General features: G+C 74.5%; 11 protein-coding genes and 1 riboswitch. Of the genes, 3 read left to right on the top strand and 8 right to left on the bottom strand.

All coding sequences use genetic code 11. The annotated features are described in order from the left end of the window. Nucleotides 1-9 precede the first annotated feature (9 nt). Together ACFQ79_RS13100 and ACFQ79_RS13095 are read right to left on the bottom strand one after the other, a co-directional pair. Nucleotides 10-579, bottom strand: a complete 570-nt coding sequence (locus ACFQ79_RS13100; RefSeq protein WP_383582230.1) for a GNAT family N-acetyltransferase — start codon at nt 577-579, stop codon at nt 10-12. Further along, nucleotides 576-2,963 carry a penicillin acylase family protein gene (locus ACFQ79_RS13095; protein WP_383582228.1) on the bottom strand — a complete coding sequence of 796 codons (2,388 nt, stop codon included), beginning with the start codon at nt 2,961-2,963 and terminating at the stop codon, nt 576-578. The genes ACFQ79_RS13100 and ACFQ79_RS13095 overlap by 4 nt, the downstream gene beginning before the upstream one ends. Nucleotides 2,964-3,055: 92 nt before the next feature. On the opposite strand from ACFQ79_RS13095, the gene ACFQ79_RS13090 reads away from it, so the two are divergent. Together ACFQ79_RS13090 and ACFQ79_RS13085 are read left to right on the top strand one after the other, a co-directional pair. Further along, on the top strand, nt 3,056-3,775 hold the full coding sequence (locus tag ACFQ79_RS13090; RefSeq protein WP_383582226.1) for a siderophore-interacting protein: 720 nt from the start codon (nt 3,056-3,058) through the stop codon (nt 3,773-3,775). Between the two features lie 310 nt (nt 3,776-4,085). After that, nucleotides 4,086-5,096, top strand: a complete 1,011-nt coding sequence (locus tag ACFQ79_RS13085) for an SCO1860 family LAETG-anchored protein (protein WP_383582224.1) — start codon at nt 4,086-4,088, stop codon at nt 5,094-5,096. Between the two features lie 157 nt (nt 5,097-5,253). On the opposite strand, the gene cobC is transcribed toward ACFQ79_RS13085, so the two are convergent. Then, a complete protein-coding gene (gene cobC / locus ACFQ79_RS13080; RefSeq protein WP_383582222.1) occupies nt 5,254-6,810 on the bottom strand; it encodes an Rv2231c family pyridoxal phosphate-dependent protein CobC in 1,557 nt (518 codons plus the stop codon). A 21-nt stretch (nt 6,811-6,831) separates the two neighbouring features. On the opposite strand from cobC, the gene ACFQ79_RS13075 reads away from it, so the two are divergent. Beyond that, nucleotides 6,832-7,560 carry a ZIP family metal transporter gene (locus ACFQ79_RS13075; protein WP_383582220.1) on the top strand — a complete coding sequence of 243 codons (729 nt, stop codon included), beginning with the start codon at nt 6,832-6,834 and terminating at the stop codon, nt 7,558-7,560. A 2-nt stretch (nt 7,561-7,562) separates the two neighbouring features. Here ACFQ79_RS13075 and ACFQ79_RS13070 read toward each other — a convergent pair whose 3' ends face one another. The 5 genes from ACFQ79_RS13070 to ACFQ79_RS13050 all read right to left on the bottom strand — a co-directional run bounded on the left by ACFQ79_RS13070 (nt 7,563) and on the right by ACFQ79_RS13050 (nt 14,301). Next, entirely contained in the window at nt 7,563-8,990 is a 1,428-nt protein-coding gene (locus ACFQ79_RS13070; RefSeq protein ID WP_383582218.1) for a cobyrinate a,c-diamide synthase, read from the bottom strand. Next, the gene (gene cobO / locus ACFQ79_RS13065) at nt 8,984-9,592 is read right to left on the bottom strand and encodes a cob(I)yrinic acid a,c-diamide adenosyltransferase (protein WP_383582216.1); all 609 of its coding nucleotides are present in this window, start codon (nt 9,590-9,592) and stop codon (nt 8,984-8,986) included. Before cobO ends, ACFQ79_RS13070 begins: the two co-directional genes overlap by 7 nt. Then, nucleotides 9,592-11,667: a putative cobaltochelatase gene (locus tag ACFQ79_RS13060; RefSeq protein WP_383582213.1), complete on the bottom strand. Its 2,076-nt coding sequence runs from the start codon at nt 11,665-11,667 to the stop codon at nt 9,592-9,594. The genes cobO and ACFQ79_RS13060 overlap by 1 nt, the downstream gene beginning before the upstream one ends. 112 nt (nt 11,668-11,779) lie before the next feature. Further along, entirely contained in the window at nt 11,780-13,327 is a 1,548-nt protein-coding gene (locus ACFQ79_RS13055) for a cobyric acid synthase (protein ID WP_383582211.1), read from the bottom strand. Further along, nucleotides 13,324-14,301: a cobalamin biosynthesis protein gene (locus tag ACFQ79_RS13050; RefSeq protein ID WP_383582209.1), complete on the bottom strand. Its 978-nt coding sequence runs from the start codon at nt 14,299-14,301 to the stop codon at nt 13,324-13,326. The genes ACFQ79_RS13055 and ACFQ79_RS13050 overlap by 4 nt, the downstream gene beginning before the upstream one ends. Before the next feature lie 33 nt (nt 14,302-14,334). After that, a riboswitch (cobalamin riboswitch) is annotated at nt 14,335-14,466 on the bottom strand. Between the last annotated feature and the right edge of the window lie 97 nt (nt 14,467-14,563).

The raw sequence follows: 14,563 nt of genomic DNA, 5'->3' as shown, positions 1-14,563 counted from the left end.
GACGGCCGATCAGCGCCGGGTCAGGAACGCCAGCCGGGCCTTCTTCTCCGGGATGAAGACCTCCGGCAGGTCCACCTCGGGCAGCACGACCTCCGGGCCCAGCTCGAACCCGGCGCGCACCATGCGGGCGATCGCCTTCTCGTTGGAGGCGTCCGGCTCCACGACCACCCGGGAGTGGTCCCGCAGCGTGAAGGCGACGAGCGCGGACAGGAGCCGGCCGGTGAAGCCCGGCTGCGGGGCCGCGCTCGGCGCGATGAGGAAGTGGGCGCCGATGTCCCCGGGCTCCACCTCGTAGCACTCGCTGACACGGTCGGCCTCGGGGTCGTACGTCTGGAGCAGGGCGACGGGCTCGTCGTCCAGGATCACCAAGAAGCCGTGGTGGGTGGTGAGCGAGTCGAGGTGCGCGTAGACGTCCCGGACCTGCTCGACGGTGGTGCCGACCATGCCCCAGAAGCGGGCCCGCTCCTCGTTGACCCAGGCGTGCAGGAGCGCGGCGTCGCGCTCGGGCTCGACGGGCCGGACCGTGACGGTGCCGAAGCCGTCGATGCTCCGGACGTAGGCGGCGGTGGCGGTGGTCATCCCTGCTCCTTGGTGAGGTTCTGCCAGTCGGTGGTGACGGGGGCGAGTTCGCCCCTCAGCCACAGCGGAAGCTGGTCGCGGTGGTGCGGGTCTCCGGGCACGCCGGACGCGCCGAACGGCACGATCCAGCCGCTCCGTTCGCGGTCGGCGAGGTCCCAGACGTAACGGGCGGCGGAGGCCCGGCCGCTGCGGTCGGTCCACCCGGGCACGCTGGACGTGGAGAGCACGCAGTCGTGGTCCCCGCCGAGCCCCGGCCACTGCGCGTCGTCGGGGTCGGGCAGCGCCTGCCAGGGCGCGAGCCGGTGCGTCACGCCCCAGGCGGCCGGGGGCTCACCGGCGGCCACCTCGTCGAGCGCCTCGCGCACGATCCGGTCGACGTCCGCGGCGGGCACGGGCCCGGCCACGAGCAGGGTCTCCAGGGCGTAGGCGACGCGCGGCCCGAGGGCCAGCCAGGGCCGGAACACCTCGGGGTACGGGGCGGGTTCACGCAGCGCCGCGAAGGCCTCGTGGGCGGCGAACCGGCGGACGACGGCCCCGCGCACGGCGGCGTAGAGACCGGCGTCGGTGCTCTCCGCGTCCATCCTCCGGTCCCAGGCGAGCAGCCGGTCGCGCACGGCGGAGGCGGCGGGGGAGAGGCCGGCGGGGGACGTGCCGGAGCCGGCCCGCCCGCTCCCGCCCACCCGGTCCACGGCCGCCAGGAGGCGGGCCGCCGAGCGGTTGTCGGTGTCCCGGTGGACGGCGGTGACGCTCTCCGGGGTCCAGTCCGCCGAGGCGCCGAGCAGCGCGTCGATCCGGTCCGCCCGGTGCGGCGGGGCGAACTCGATGCCCAGCGGCGCGGCGAGGCCCCGGGCGTTGGCCATCACGGCGTGCCCGTCCACCTCGGCCCGGGGCAGCGGCGCCGGGGCGTCCTGCCACGCGTGCTCGGGATCCCAGGCGGGCACGATCCGCAGCGAGTTGGTCCGGTGCCGTACGGGCACCCGGCCGGCGACCCGGTGCAGCAGGCCGCCCTCGGTGTCGGCGGCCAGGACGACGTTGACCGGCTCGACCCAGCCGTCGAGGGCCGTGTCCACGTCGGCGACGGTCCGGGCGCGCAGCAGCGCGGGCAGCACCTCGAACCCGAGCTGTCCGGTGACACGCGGCGGGTACCGCAGGGCGACGCCCTCCCAGGCCGGGGCGTGCTCCCACGGCGCCTGGTCCTGGGCGGCACGGTCCCGCGAGGCCTGGTCCGGGGAGCCCTCGTCCGACGCAGCACCCTCCGAGGCAGTGCCGCCCGACGCGGCACCCTCCGAAGCAGCACCCTCCGAGGCGGCGTCCTCCGACGCAGCACCCTCCGAGGCAGTGCCCTCCGAAGCAGTGCCCTCCGACGTGGCGCCCTCCGACGTGGCGCCCTCCGACGTGGCGCCCTCCGACGTGGCGCCCTCCGACGTGGCGTCGCCGGGCTCGTCGTCCACCCCGATGATCACCGGGCCGCGGTCGGTCTCGATCACCTCGACCACGACCGGCTCCCCGCCCGCGACCTCGATCGTCTCGGTGTGCGCCGTCGCCGGGCGCCAGCCCTCGGGGCCGTACGCCTCCACCCCGCCGTCCGGGAGCCGCCGCAGCCGCTCCCGGTAGAGGTCCTGGTAGTCCGACATCGCGTTGGTGATCGCCCAGGCCGCCGGCCCGGTGTGGCCGAAGTGGGCGAGCCCGGGGACGCCGGGCACGGCGATGCCCACCACGTCGTACGCGGGGCAGGCGAGCCGGATCTGCTGGTAGACGCCGGGCGCCTCGATGAAGCGGTGCGGGTCGCCGGCCACCAGGGCCGCCCCGCTCGCGGTCCGTCCGCCCGCGACCAGCCAGCCGTTGGAGCCCGAGGTTCCCGGCCCGTCGGTCGCGAAGAGCTCGGTCCACTCCTCGCCGAGCCGCCGGGCGACCTCCTCGCGCCACAGCTTGGTGGGGAAGCCGGCGAACAGGATGTGGGTCGTCAGCCAGACGGCGAGCGGGGTCCACGGCTCCCACCGGCCGGGCGCGAGGCCGGTCTCGGCGAACTCGGGCGCCCGCCCGGCCCCTTCCGCCAGGCCGTCGTTGACCCCGTCCACGTACGCGCGGACCCACGCCGCCGTCCGCGCGTCCTCGCGCTCGAGCCGCTCGAAGCAGCGGCGGGCGGTGTCGGCGAGCCGGGAGCGCCGGGCGAAGGTGTCCCAGCCGAGCTCGGCGGCGCCGAGGAAGGCGGCCGTGGTGCCCTGGGCCCGGTGCCGCTCGACCTCCAGCTGCCAGGCCCGGTCGCGGGCGGTGACCCGGCCCTGCGCGAAGGCGAGTTCGTCCTGGTCAGCAGCGCGCAGATGGGGGACGCCCCAAGCGTCCCGGTAGACCTCGATGCTCACGGAGACCCCGATCCCGTCCATGTACCCGACATGGCCGGGGCCATGTCTTCTGCGATTTTCTTAGGTTAGGCTGACCTAAATTAATCTACAGGAGTTCAGGGGAGGGGATTGCGGTGGGTCACGGCTGGCAGGGTGCCGTTCTCAAGCTGATGCGGGGCAAGGACTTCACGTTCACCGTGACGGGGGCGGAGCAGGTCACCGAGGACTACCGCAGGGTGCACTTCACGGACGGCGGTCTGCTCGCCGCCGCCGGAATCCACCCCACGATGTGGGTCCGGATCTGGTTCGAGAACGGCGGCAAGCCGCACCAGCGCGCGTACACCCTGGTCGACCCCGACCAGGAGGCCGGCACGTTCAGCCTGGAGTTCGCCCTCCACGACGGCGTCGCCAGCCGCTGGGCCCGCGCCTGCGCCCCGGGCGACACCGTCGAGGCGACCCTCCAGGGGACCGGCTTCGACGCCCCGGAGCCGCGCCCGGGACGGCTCCTCGTGGTCGGCGACCCGGCGTCGCTGCCCGCCGTCAACTCCCTGCTCGACGCCCTTCCGGGCGTCCCCGCCACCGTCTGGTTCGAGACCCAGCACGCCTCGGACGAGGACCTGCCGGTCCGGCTCGACCCCGCGCACCACGAACTGCGCCGGGTGCCGCGCCGGAACGGCGGGGCCGACCTCGTCGACCGCGTGAAGGCCGAACTCCCGGCCCTCGCGGACTTCGACCCGTACGTCTGGATCGCCTGCGACACCGCGACCACCCGGACCCTCGCCACGTACGCCCGCAAGGAACTCGCGCTGCCCAAGGAGCGCGTCCACGCGCTGGGGTACTGGCGCGCGAGCTGACCGCCCCCTCCGATGTGCCGGGTTGACGATCCGTTACCCCGGCGCACGGCCGGTCGTTCACACCCTTCCCAGGGGACTCGCTGTGTGTCCCCGCGTGCGAAAGACGCGGGACACCCGGGAACGGTTGTGTCGAAAAAAATCGAATATGAACACGGAAACCCCCCTTTGGAGTGAACTCACGTCAGGCGACTGTGGGTTCACTCTCCGTGCGTAAAGATTCCGGTGTCTCAAGTCGCCGAGGCCGCGCCGACCCACCGTCCCCGTGGTGAGCGGCCGGCGACGCCATGTCTCTTGTGGGGGTTCCACCATCTTGAACAGCAACACCTTCCGCATGCCCGTACGCCGTACCGCCGCCGCCGCGACCGTCGCCGCCCTGACCGTCGGCCCCGTGCTCCTGGCGGCCCCGGCGGCACAGGCCACGGGCGGCGAAGGGCGCGCCACCGCCGTCGTCCTGCGGACCGGCCTCGACGTCTCCCTCCTCGGCAAGACGGTCGACGTGCCGCTGCGGGTCTCCCTCAACGAGGTCAAGGCGCCGGAGACCGAGGACGAGACCGCGCTCTCCGTGAAGGTGCAGGGGGCCGAGAACGGCAAGCCGATCGACATCCTGGCCGCCGACGTCGCCACCTCGAAGGCCACCGTGGACGAGAAGAAGGCCGAGGGGTACGTGAACCTCGTCAAGGCCCGGGTCCACGTCCCCGGAATCCCGCTGCTCTCGCTCATCGAGGTCCAGAAGGTGACCTCCAAGGCCCTGTGCGAGGTGGGCAAGAAGCCCGTCGCCGAGTCCAACGTCCTCGGTCACGTCACCGTCTTCGGCAAGAAGACGACCCTCTCCGCCGGCGGCCGGACCCAGGTCAGCGTGCCCGGTGTCGGACAGGTCACCCTCGACCTGTCCCGTACGTCCACCACCTCGCGCACGGCGGCGGCGACCGCCCTGGAACTCAAGGTGGAGGTCGACCCGCTGAAGCTCGGCGTCGCCGCGGTCGACGGCACCGTGACGCTCGCCGAGGCCACCTGCGAGACGCCCAAGGGCACGCCCCCGACGGAGCGGCCCACCGAGGAGCCCACCGGGAAGCCGACCGAGCAGCCCACCCAGGAGCCCAGCGAGCAGCCCTCGGAGCAGCCCACGCAGCAGCCCTCGGTCAAGCCGAGTGACGCCGGCGGCATCAAGACCAACAACGGCGGCACCACGCCCACCCAGAACCTCGCCGAGACCGGCGGCAGCTCCACCACCCCGTACATCGCGGGCGGTGCGCTCGCGCTCCTCGTGGCCGGCGGCGGCGCACTCGCGCTGACCCGCTCGCGCGCCCGCTCCCGGGGCTGACGGTCCGAGGGGGACGCGCAGGGGCATGAGCCGGGGGGCGCGGTGGCCGGAGGCTCCGGGGGGAGCCTCCGGGGAAGCGCGGGTCCGGGGAGGGCGACGGTGACGACGCCGCCCTCCCCGGACCCGTGTCCGCGGAGCGCCCCGGATCGCCCGACGCTCAGCCGCCCATCAGCAGGGCCTGGTCGAGGGCCTGCAGGAAGCGGTTCGTCGTGACCCGGTCCCGGACCGCGATCCGCAGCCAGTTCCGGTCGAGCCCCGGGAAGGTGTCGCCCCGGCGGGCCGCGAAGCCCAGCGACCGCAGCCGCTCCCGGATCGCGTCCGCCCCGTCGATCCGCAGCAGCACGAAGGGGCCCTCCGACCCCGGCACCGTCCGCACCTCGTCGAACTCCGCGAGCCCGGCGAGCAGATGGGCCCGCTCGACCCCGATCCGGTGCGCCGCGTGCTCGGCCTCCGCCAGCGCCGCCCGCGACATGCAGGCCTCCGCCGCCACCAGGGCAGGCGTCGACACCGGCCACAGCGGCTGCGTCCGCTCCAGGGCGGCGATCGTCGCCGGCTCCGCCAGCACGTACCCGATCCGCAGACCGGCGAGCCCCCACGTCTTGGTGAGGCTGCGCAGCACCACGAGCCCCGGCACATCGGTCCGGCCGGCCAGCGCCTCGCGCTCGCCCGGCACCGCGTCCAGGAACGCCTCGTCGACCACCAGGGTCCGCCAGGGTCTCGCGAGCGCGGCGATCGAGGCGGCGGGGTGCAGCACGGACGTGGGGTTCGTGGGGTTCCCGATCACCACCAGGTCCGCGTCCTCGGGGACCGCCGCCGGATCCAGCCGGAAACCGTCCTCCTCGCGCAGCAGCACCCGCCCCACCTCGTGACCGACGTCGCGCAGCGCCGCCTCGGGCTCGGTGAACTGCGGATGCACCACGACGGGCCGCCGCACCGGGAGCGCCCGCGCGATCAGCACGAAGGCCTCGGCCGCGCCCGCCGTGAGCAGCACCCGGTTCGAGGGCAGATCGTGCCGCTCGGCCACGGCCGCGCGTGCGGCCCGGGCGTCGGGGTAGGCGGCGAGTCCGGTCAGGGAGTCGGCGATCCGCTCCCGCAGCCAGTCCGGTGGGGTGTTCGTCCGGACGTTGACCGCCAGATCGATGAGTTTCTCGTCCCGTACCTCGGCGTCACCGTGGTGGCGCAGGTCGTGGGCGTCGGTATGCAGATGCATGTCCATGGCCGCCGTCGTGTGGGGGGTGGGGATGGTGGGGGGTGAGCCAGGCTCGCCAGCGATGTACCCGTGAGTTCGGGGCAACAACCGTACGCCTGGGGCGTCTTCGTTCGGTCGAACCGGGACGGAAGCGGCGAGAGCGCACGTTACGCGCCGGGATTTCCGCTTCGGTACCAGCAGCCCGACGGACGTGCCCCCGCCCGCCGCGAGCAGCGCGGCGGCCTCCGCCACCGACGCCGTCCCCGTCGCGGCCAGCGGTCGCGCCGACGGATGCGGTACGGGCACGGCCGCGAGCTCCTCCGCCGTGAACGCCCGCAGCGGGACGCCGAGCGCCTCCGCCGCCCCCGCGATCCCCGGTTCCGCCGCCCGGGCGTCGAGCGTGGCGAGCGTGCGGACGTCCGCACGCGTCAGCCCCGCCTCCCGCAGCACCGCCTCGGCCAGGGCGAGTACCTCGTCCACCGGAACCCCGGCCCGGGCGCCGACACCGAGGTGCGCGGACGCCACCCCATCCGATACCAAAGGCCCATGGCTGTAGTCGTCGCGCTCGGCGCGTTCCTCATGACGCTCTTCGGAGGCTGGGTCGCGGGACGCGTCACCGACCGGCGGCACCTCGTCCTCGGCCTCGCCGGCGGACTCATGCTCGGCGTCGTCGGACTCGACCTGCTGCCCGAGGCCATGGAGGCGGCGGGCGACGAGGTGTTCGGAGTCCCGGAGGCCCTGCTGCTCTTCGTCGGCGGCTTCCTCCTCGCCCATGTCGTGGAACGGCTCCTCGCCGTACGCCAGGCCGCACACGGCGTCGCGGCCGACGAGAGGGTCCCGCAGGTCGGCATGACGGCGGCGGCCGCGATGGTCGGTCACAGCCTCATGGACGGCATCGCGCTCGGCGCCGCCTTCCAGGTCGGCGGCGGCATGGGCGCCACCGTCGCCCTCGCCGTCATCACCCATGACTTCGCCGACGGCTTCAACACGTACACGATCACCAGCCTCTACGGGAACGCCCGCCGCAAGGCCGTCGGCATGCTCGTCGCCGACGCCCTCGCCCCGCTGGTCGGCGCCGCCTCCACCCTGCTGTTCACCCTTCCGGTGGAACTCCTCGGCAGCTATCTGGGGTTCTTCGGCGGCGCCCTGCTTTACCTGGCCGCCGCCGAGATCCTGCCGGAGGCCCACCACGACCACCCCGCCCGCTCCACCCTGCTGTGCACGGTCGGGGGCGTCGGCTTCATCTGGCTCGTGGTGGGCGTCTCCGGCGGCTGACCTCACCTGCAGTGCTCCACGAAACGAGCGGCGGCCTCCGGGGATCCCGCCCAGTGGGTGTGGACATAGCTCGCGTGCACCCCGCCCTGCACGAAGCCCTCGACCCTCCGCTCGGGCTGCCGCAGCCCCCACGCGGCCGCCGCCCCGGCGCCCGGCTCGATGACGGTCCGGTGGAACTCGTGCCCCCGCATCCGCGCCCCGGCGGGCGCGAGCACGCTGTCGCTCACGGCGACGGCGTCCCGGTACCCCAGGGTGAGCCGCTCGGACATCCGCGCGTCCGCGTCGAGCACCCCGCACATGGGGGTGCCGTCGAGCGACCGCGCGAGATACAACAGGCCGGCGCACTCGGCCGCGATGGGCGCGCCTGTCGCGGCCAGCGCGGCGACGGCCTTCCGCAACGGCTCGTTGGCGGACAGCTGCTCGCCGTACATCTCGGGGAACCCGCCGCCTATGACGAGCCCGCTCGTCCCCTCGGGAAGGGCCTCGTCCCGGAGCGGGTCGAAGGTGACGACCTCGGCGCCGGCGGCGCGCAGGAGCTCGGTGTGCTCGGCGTACGAGAACGTGAACGCCGCGCCGCCGGCGACGGCGACGAGTGGCCTGTGGCCGGGCTCGTCCACCGTCTGCGGTCCGGTGGTCGGGTCGTGCCCACCCTCCCCCGGACTCCGTCCGGGGGTACCCCCACCGCCCCGCGGAACGCCTGCCCACGACCCGTGCGGTTCCCACGGCTCGCAGTGCAGCTCCGGCGCACTGCGGGCCAGCGACAGAAGCGCCTCCAGATCGCACCCCGCACGCACCTGCTCCGCCTGCGCAGCCACCGCGGCGACCGCCGCCGCCTGCCGCTCGGCCACCGGCACGAGCCCCAGGTGCCGCGACGGAGTCGCCACGGCGGGCGCCCGCCGGAGGACACCCAGCACCGGCACCCCGGACTCCCCGAGCGCCTCCCGCAGCAGATGCTCGTGCCGGTCCGTCGCGACCTTGTTCAGGATCACGCCCCCGATCCGCACCTCCGGGTCCCAGGACGCGAACCCGTGCACGAGCGCCGCCACCGACCGCGACTGCGAGGACGCGTCGACGACCAGCACCACCGGCGCCTTGAGCAGCTTCGACACCTGTGCGGTGGAGGCGAGTTCGCCCTGGTCGGCGGCCCCGTCGTACAGGCCCATGACCCCCTCGACGACCGCCAGGTCGCACCCCCGCGCCCCGTGCTCGAAGAGCGGCGCGACCAGCCCCGTACCGCACATGTACGCGTCGAGGTTGCGGCCCGGCCGCCCCGTGGCGAGCGCGTGGTAGCCCGGGTCGATGTAGTCCGGTCCGACCTTGTGCGGCGAGACCGCCAGACCACGGCCGGCGAACGCGGCCATCAGGCCGGTCGCGACCGTGGTCTTGCCCGCGCCCGACGAGGGCGCGGCGATGACGAGACGTGCTACCACTCGATGCCCCGCTGGCCCTTCTGACCGGCGTCCATCGGGTGCTTGACCTTGGACATGTCGGTGACGAGATCGGCGAAGTCGACGAGCTCCTGCGGCGCGTTGCGTCCGGTGATCACGACGTGCTGGTGCCCGGGACGGTCGCGCAGCACCTCGACGACCTCCGCGACGTCGATCCAGCCCCAGTGCAGCAGGTACGCGAACTCGTCGAGGACGTAGAACTTGTACCTCTCCTCGGCGAGGTCCCGCTTAACCTGCTCCCAGCCCTCGCGGGCCTTCTCCTCGTGGGACTGCTCGCCTTCGGCGACCTCGCGCTGGATCCAGGACCAGCCCTCACCCATCTTGTTCCAGGTGACGGTGCCGCCCTTGCCGGTCTCGCCGAGCGCCTTGAGGGCGTTCTCCTCGCCGACCTTCCACTTGGCCGACTTCACGAACTGGAACACCCCGATCGGCCAGCCCTGGTTCCAGGCGCGCAGCGCCATGCCGAACGCGGCGGTCGACTTCCCCTTGCCGACGCCCGTGTGCACCATCACCAGCGCGCGGTTGCGGCGCTGACGGGTGGTGAGACCGTCGTCGGGAACGACGGTCGGCTGTCCCTGCGGCATTAAGCGGCCCTCCTGGTGGTGGTGTTCCGGTGTCCCTGTACGTCCCGGACGAGGCCGGCGATCGAGTCGGCGCGCAGCTCGTCCAGGGTGACGGCGGTGCCGCCGAGTTCACGGGCGAGCTCCCGGGCCAGCCCGAGCCGCACCGGTCCGGTCTCGCAGTCGACGACGACGGACGCCGTGCCGTCGGCGGCGTGCAGCCGCGCCGCGCGGGCGGCGAGCGCCACCGGGTCGGCGCCGCCGCCGGTCGCCCGCCCGTCGGTGACGACGACGAGCAGCGGGCGGCGCGAGGGGTCCCGCAGCCGCTCGACGCGCAGCACGTCGTGGGCCTTGAGGAGACCGGCCGACAGCGGGGTACGGCCACCGGTCGGGAGCTTCTCGAGACGGGCGGCGGCCGCGTCGACCGACGAGGTCGGCGGCAGCGCGACCTCGGCGTCGCGGCCCCGGAAGGTGATGAGGCCGACCTTGTCGCGGCGCTGGTAGGCGTCGAGCAGCAGGGAGAGGACGGCGCCCTTGACGGCGCTCATCCGCTGCCGGGCCGCCATCGAACCGGAGGCGTCCACGGCGAAGAGCACCAGGTTCCCCTCGCGCCCCTCCCGGGTCGCCTGCCGCAGGTCGTCCCGGCGGACCACGAGTCCGGGGCCGGTCCGCCCGCGGGCCCTCTGGTGCGGGGCCGCGGCCTGCACGGTGGCGGCCAGGTGCAGCTTGGTCAGCGCGCCCCGGGGGCGTACCGATCCGGTGGTGCGGCCGTGCTCGGTACGGGCCCGGGAGCGGCGCCCGGCCGCGCCCTCGCCGAGGCCGGGGACGCTGAGCACCTTGGTGCGGAAGGGCTCGGAGGCGGCCACGGCGGCGCGCTCGCCGGAACCGGCGCCCTGCGGGGCGGGTTCGGGAGAGGGCGCGGGCGGCGCGGGCGGGGAGGTCTCCTCGGGGGCGGGTGAGTTCTCGGCGGCGGGCCCGGCGCCCTGCGGCGGAACACCCCCACCGGGACCGCCCTCCGGTCCCCCGTCCCCGGGCCCTCCGTCGCCGGGTCCGTCGGGCTCGGGGTCCTCGTCCGGCTCCGGCTCCTGCCCCTTGAACTCCTCCAGGGTCTCGTCGAGCTTGTCCTCGTCGAGGCCGGGGGCGTCGAAGGGGGAGCGGCGCCGCCGGTGCGGGAGGGCGAGCAGCGCGGCCTGCCGGACGTCCTCGGAGGTGACCTCGGTGCGGCCGGCCCAGGCGGCGAGCGCGGTCGCGGTGCGGGCCATGACGATGTCGGCGCGCATGCCGTCGACCTCGAACGCGGCGCAGGTGGCGGCGATCTGGAGCAGCACGGCGTCGCCGAGCGTCACCTGGGGCAGCAACGCCCGCGCGGTGACGATCCGTTCGCGCAGCGCGGCCTCGTCAGCGGCCCAGCGGTCGGCGAAGGCGGCGGGGTCGTCCTCGAAGGCGAGCCGCCGCCGGACGACCTCGACGCGCTGCTGCGGGTCGCGCGACGCGGCGACCTCGACGGTCAGCCCGAACCGGTCGAGGAGCTGGGGCCTGAGCTCGCCCTCCTCGGGGTTCATGGTCCCGACGAGCAGGAAGCGGGCGGCGTGCCGTACGGAGACCCCCTCACGCTCGACGTAGGAGGACCCCATGGCGGCGGCGTCGAGGAGGTGGTCGATGAGGTGGTCGCTGAGCAGGTTGACCTCGTCGACGTAGAGGATCCCGCGATGGGCGGAGGCGAGGAGGCCGGGCTCGAAGGCCTTGACGCCCTCGCTGAGCGCCTTCTCGATGTCGAGGGAGCCGACGAGCCGGTCCTCGGAGGCGCCGACGGGCAGCTCGACCATCCGCGCGGGCCGCTGGGTGCCCGGCTCCGTCCCGTGCGGGCCGTCGGGACAGCCGGGGTCGGGCGAGGCCGGGTCGCAGCTGAACCGGCAGCCGGCGACGACGGGAACGGCGGGCAGCAGCTCGGCGAGCGCGCGCACGGCGGTGGACTTGGCGGTCCCCTTCTCACCCCGCACGAGCACCCCGCCGACGGCCGGGCTGACGGCATTGAGCAGCAGCGCGAGCCGCAGGTCGTCCATGCCGACGACGGCGGTGAACGGATACCGGGTACTCATCGGCCGGTCACTCCTTCAGATCGCGAATGTTCGAACGGCGACCCGAGGCCGCCGGGAATGCTCGACACGTGGTGCGGGTGGTGCGGGGCGGGACCCGAACGCGGGGCGCGGCTCACGGCGCACCCGGCGGCACGAACGGCAGCCCCGCAGGAGCCCCCTCCTCGATCAGCCGCAGCAGGGCGTCCGTGTCCGCGTGCTCCTCGATCAGATCCCCCAGCCGGTCCAGCTGTTCCTCCCGCAGCGTCCCGAACGACGTGTCCGGCGCCGGCACGAACCGCCGTCCGGCCGCCGCCGCGACCTCCCGCAGGAACGCCCGCCGGAACCCGTCGCTCTCCAGGGAGCCGTGCCAGTGCGTACCCCATACCGACCCCACACGGCACCCGTCGAGGAACGGTTCCCCGCCCCGTACGTCCGCGACGCCGTGGTGGATCTCGTACCCCTCGACCCGTTCCCCGAGCGCCGAGCCGACCGGCCGGGCGAGCGTCTTCTCGCGCGCGAACCGCACCCGTACGGGCAGCAGCCCGAGTCCGTCGACGGCTCCCGCACGGGACTCGACCTCGTCCTCGATGTGCTCGCCGAGCACCTGGAAGCCGCCGCAGATGCCGAGCACCGGACGGCCCTCGGCGGCCCGTCGCGCCAGCGCGTCGGCGAGCCCGCGCTCCCGCAGCCAGGCGAGCGCCCTGACCGTCCCGCGCGTCCCCGGCACCACGACCAGGTCCGCGTCGACGAGCTCCTCCGCCCGGTCCACGAACCGCACGACGACACCCGGCTCGGCGGCCAGCGCGTCCACGTCCGTGAAGTTGGACATCAGCGGCACCGCGCAGACGGCGACCCGCAGCACGTCCTCACCGACCGGCGGCGCGACGACGGACTCGCGCACCGCGCCCCGCAGCGAGACCCGGAGGCCGTCCTCCTCGTCGATGCCCAGCCCGTGGGCGTACGGCAGGACGCCGAAGGTCCGCCGCCCGGTGAGCCCCTGCAGCATGTCGAGGCCCGGTTCGAGCAGGGTCACGTCACCGCGGAACTTGTTCACGAGGTAGCCCGCGATCAGCTCCTGGTCCTCGGGGGCGAGCAGCGCCGTCGTGCCGAAGAACTGGGCGAAGACCCCGCCCCGGTCGATGTCGCCGACCACGACGACGGGCAGCCGCGCGGCCCGCGCGATGCCCATGTTCACGATGTCGGTGCGCCGCAGGTTGATCTCGGCCGGGCTGCCCGCGCCCTCGCAGATCACGGCGTCGTACGTGCTCCGCAGCTCCTCAAGGCAGGCCAGGACCGGCTCGAAGAGCTCCTCCCGCCGTCCCCCGCGCAGCGCCTCCCCGGGGGACGACCCCCCGGCCCTCCCGAAGAACCCGCGCGCGCTCAGCTCGCCGACCGGCTTGCCCATCAGGACGACCTGACTGGACCGGTCGCTGCCGGGCTTGAGCAGGACGGGGTTCATCAGCGCGGTGGGTTCCACCCGTGCCGCCTGCGCCTGCATGGCCTGGGCGCGCCCGATCTCGGCGCCCTCCCTCGTGACGAAGGAGTTGAGGGACATGTTCTGTCCCTTGAACGGCGCCACCTTCAGTCCCTTGCGGACCAGCCAGCGGCAGATGCCGGCCGTCACGACGCTCTTGCCTGCGTCGGACGTGGTCCCGGCGACGAGCAGTCCCCCACCCCTCATGCGTTCCTCCGCTTCCGGGTCGACGCGGCCAGGGCGCCGATGATCAGCCGGCCGCCCAGACAGGCGGCCAGAGTGAGTCCGGTGACCCGGCGCGACAGGCGTACGGCCCGGTCGATGTCGGTCACCTCGACGGCCCGGCCCTCCCCGTTGAGCACCGGACGGTGCTCGACGCGGCCGCCGTACGACAGGGTGCCCCCGAGGCGTATGCCGAGGGCGCCCGCGAAGGAGGCCTCGACGGGGCCCGCGTTGGGGCTGGGGTGCTTCGCCGCGTCGGCCCGCCAGGCGTTCAGCGCTCCGCGCGGGTCGCCGCCGGCGACGGTGGCGAGGACGGCCGTCAGCCGGGCCCCTGGCCAGCCGGCGACGTCGTCGAGCCGGGCCGAGGCCCAGCCGAAGCGGCGGTGGCGCGGCGACTTGTGGCCGACCATCGCGTCGAGGGTGTTGACGGCCCGGAATCCGACGAGCCCCGGTACGCCCGCGACCGCGCCCCAGAAGAGGGCGCCGACCACGGCGTCGGAGGTGTTCTCGGCGACCGATTCGACGACCGCGCGGGCCATCGCGGGTCCGTCCAGGGACTGCGGGTCGCGCCCGCACAGGTGCGGCAGCCGCTCCCGGGCGACGTCCAGGTCCCCGGCGGCGAGCGCGCCGCCGATCGCGCGGGCCTCCCGCCCCAGGGTCGTCCCGCCGACGACGGCCCACACGGAGGCGGCGGTCAGGGCGACGGCGGCGGCCGGACGGTTCCGCACGGCCCGGGCGGCGAGCGCTCCGAGGGCGACGGTGGAGCCGGCGCAGACGGCGGTGTGCAGCGCACCCCAGCCGCGGTGGTCGTGGTGGAGGCGGTTCTCGACCGCGGCGGCCGCCCGGCCGAACGCGGCGACGGGGTGTCCGCGGCGGGGATCGCCGATGAGCAGATCGACGGCGAGACCCGCGGCCGCTCCGTACGCGAAGACACCCGTGGTACTGCTGCGGCCGGGCATGGCGCATGTCCTCACTCAGGGTCCGCGCCCTGGATCGACGTGACCGGCGGCGAGAGTTCCTGACTCCCGGACCCTCGGATCCGGTCACAGTGGCGGGACCGCGCCGGATTCGCACCGGACTTCCTCTACTGCCGCCGTAATGGCCTCGGCAGTCCACCACGGCCCGAGAACAGCCGTCAACTCACCCTTGACCTGCAGCGAGTCACTGTGCGAAGCACCACAGACACGGCGGCGGGGCGGTCCGCACCCGAAGGTGCGGACC

The organism is Streptomyces sp. NPDC056480 (genome assembly GCF_042795405.1).
Classification (GTDB): Bacteria; Actinomycetota; Actinomycetes; order Streptomycetales; family Streptomycetaceae; genus Streptomyces.
The sequence above is the reverse complement of the archived record's forward strand: the minus strand, read 5'-3'. Positions and strand labels throughout refer to the sequence as shown.

Coding starts and splice junctions, on each gene's coding strand:
- ACFQ79_RS13100 (WP_383582230.1), bottom strand. CDS start 579: ATGACCACCGCCACCGCCGCCTACGTCCGGAGCATCGACGGCTTCGGC.
- ACFQ79_RS13095 (WP_383582228.1), bottom strand. CDS start 2,963: ATGGACGGGATCGGGGTCTCCGTGAGCATCGAGGTCTACCGGGACGCT.
- ACFQ79_RS13075 (WP_383582220.1), top strand. CDS start 6,832: ATGGCTGTAGTCGTCGCGCTCGGCGCGTTCCTCATGACGCTCTTCGGA.
- cobO (WP_383582216.1), bottom strand. CDS start 9,592: ATGCCGCAGGGACAGCCGACCGTCGTTCCCGACGACGGTCTCACCACC.
- ACFQ79_RS13060 (WP_383582213.1), bottom strand. CDS start 11,667: ATGAGTACCCGGTATCCGTTCACCGCCGTCGTCGGCATGGACGACCTG.
- ACFQ79_RS13055 (WP_383582211.1), bottom strand. CDS start 13,327: ATGAGGGGTGGGGGACTGCTCGTCGCCGGGACCACGTCCGACGCAGGC.
- ACFQ79_RS13050 (WP_383582209.1), bottom strand. CDS start 14,301: ATGCCCGGCCGCAGCAGTACCACGGGTGTCTTCGCGTACGGAGCGGCC.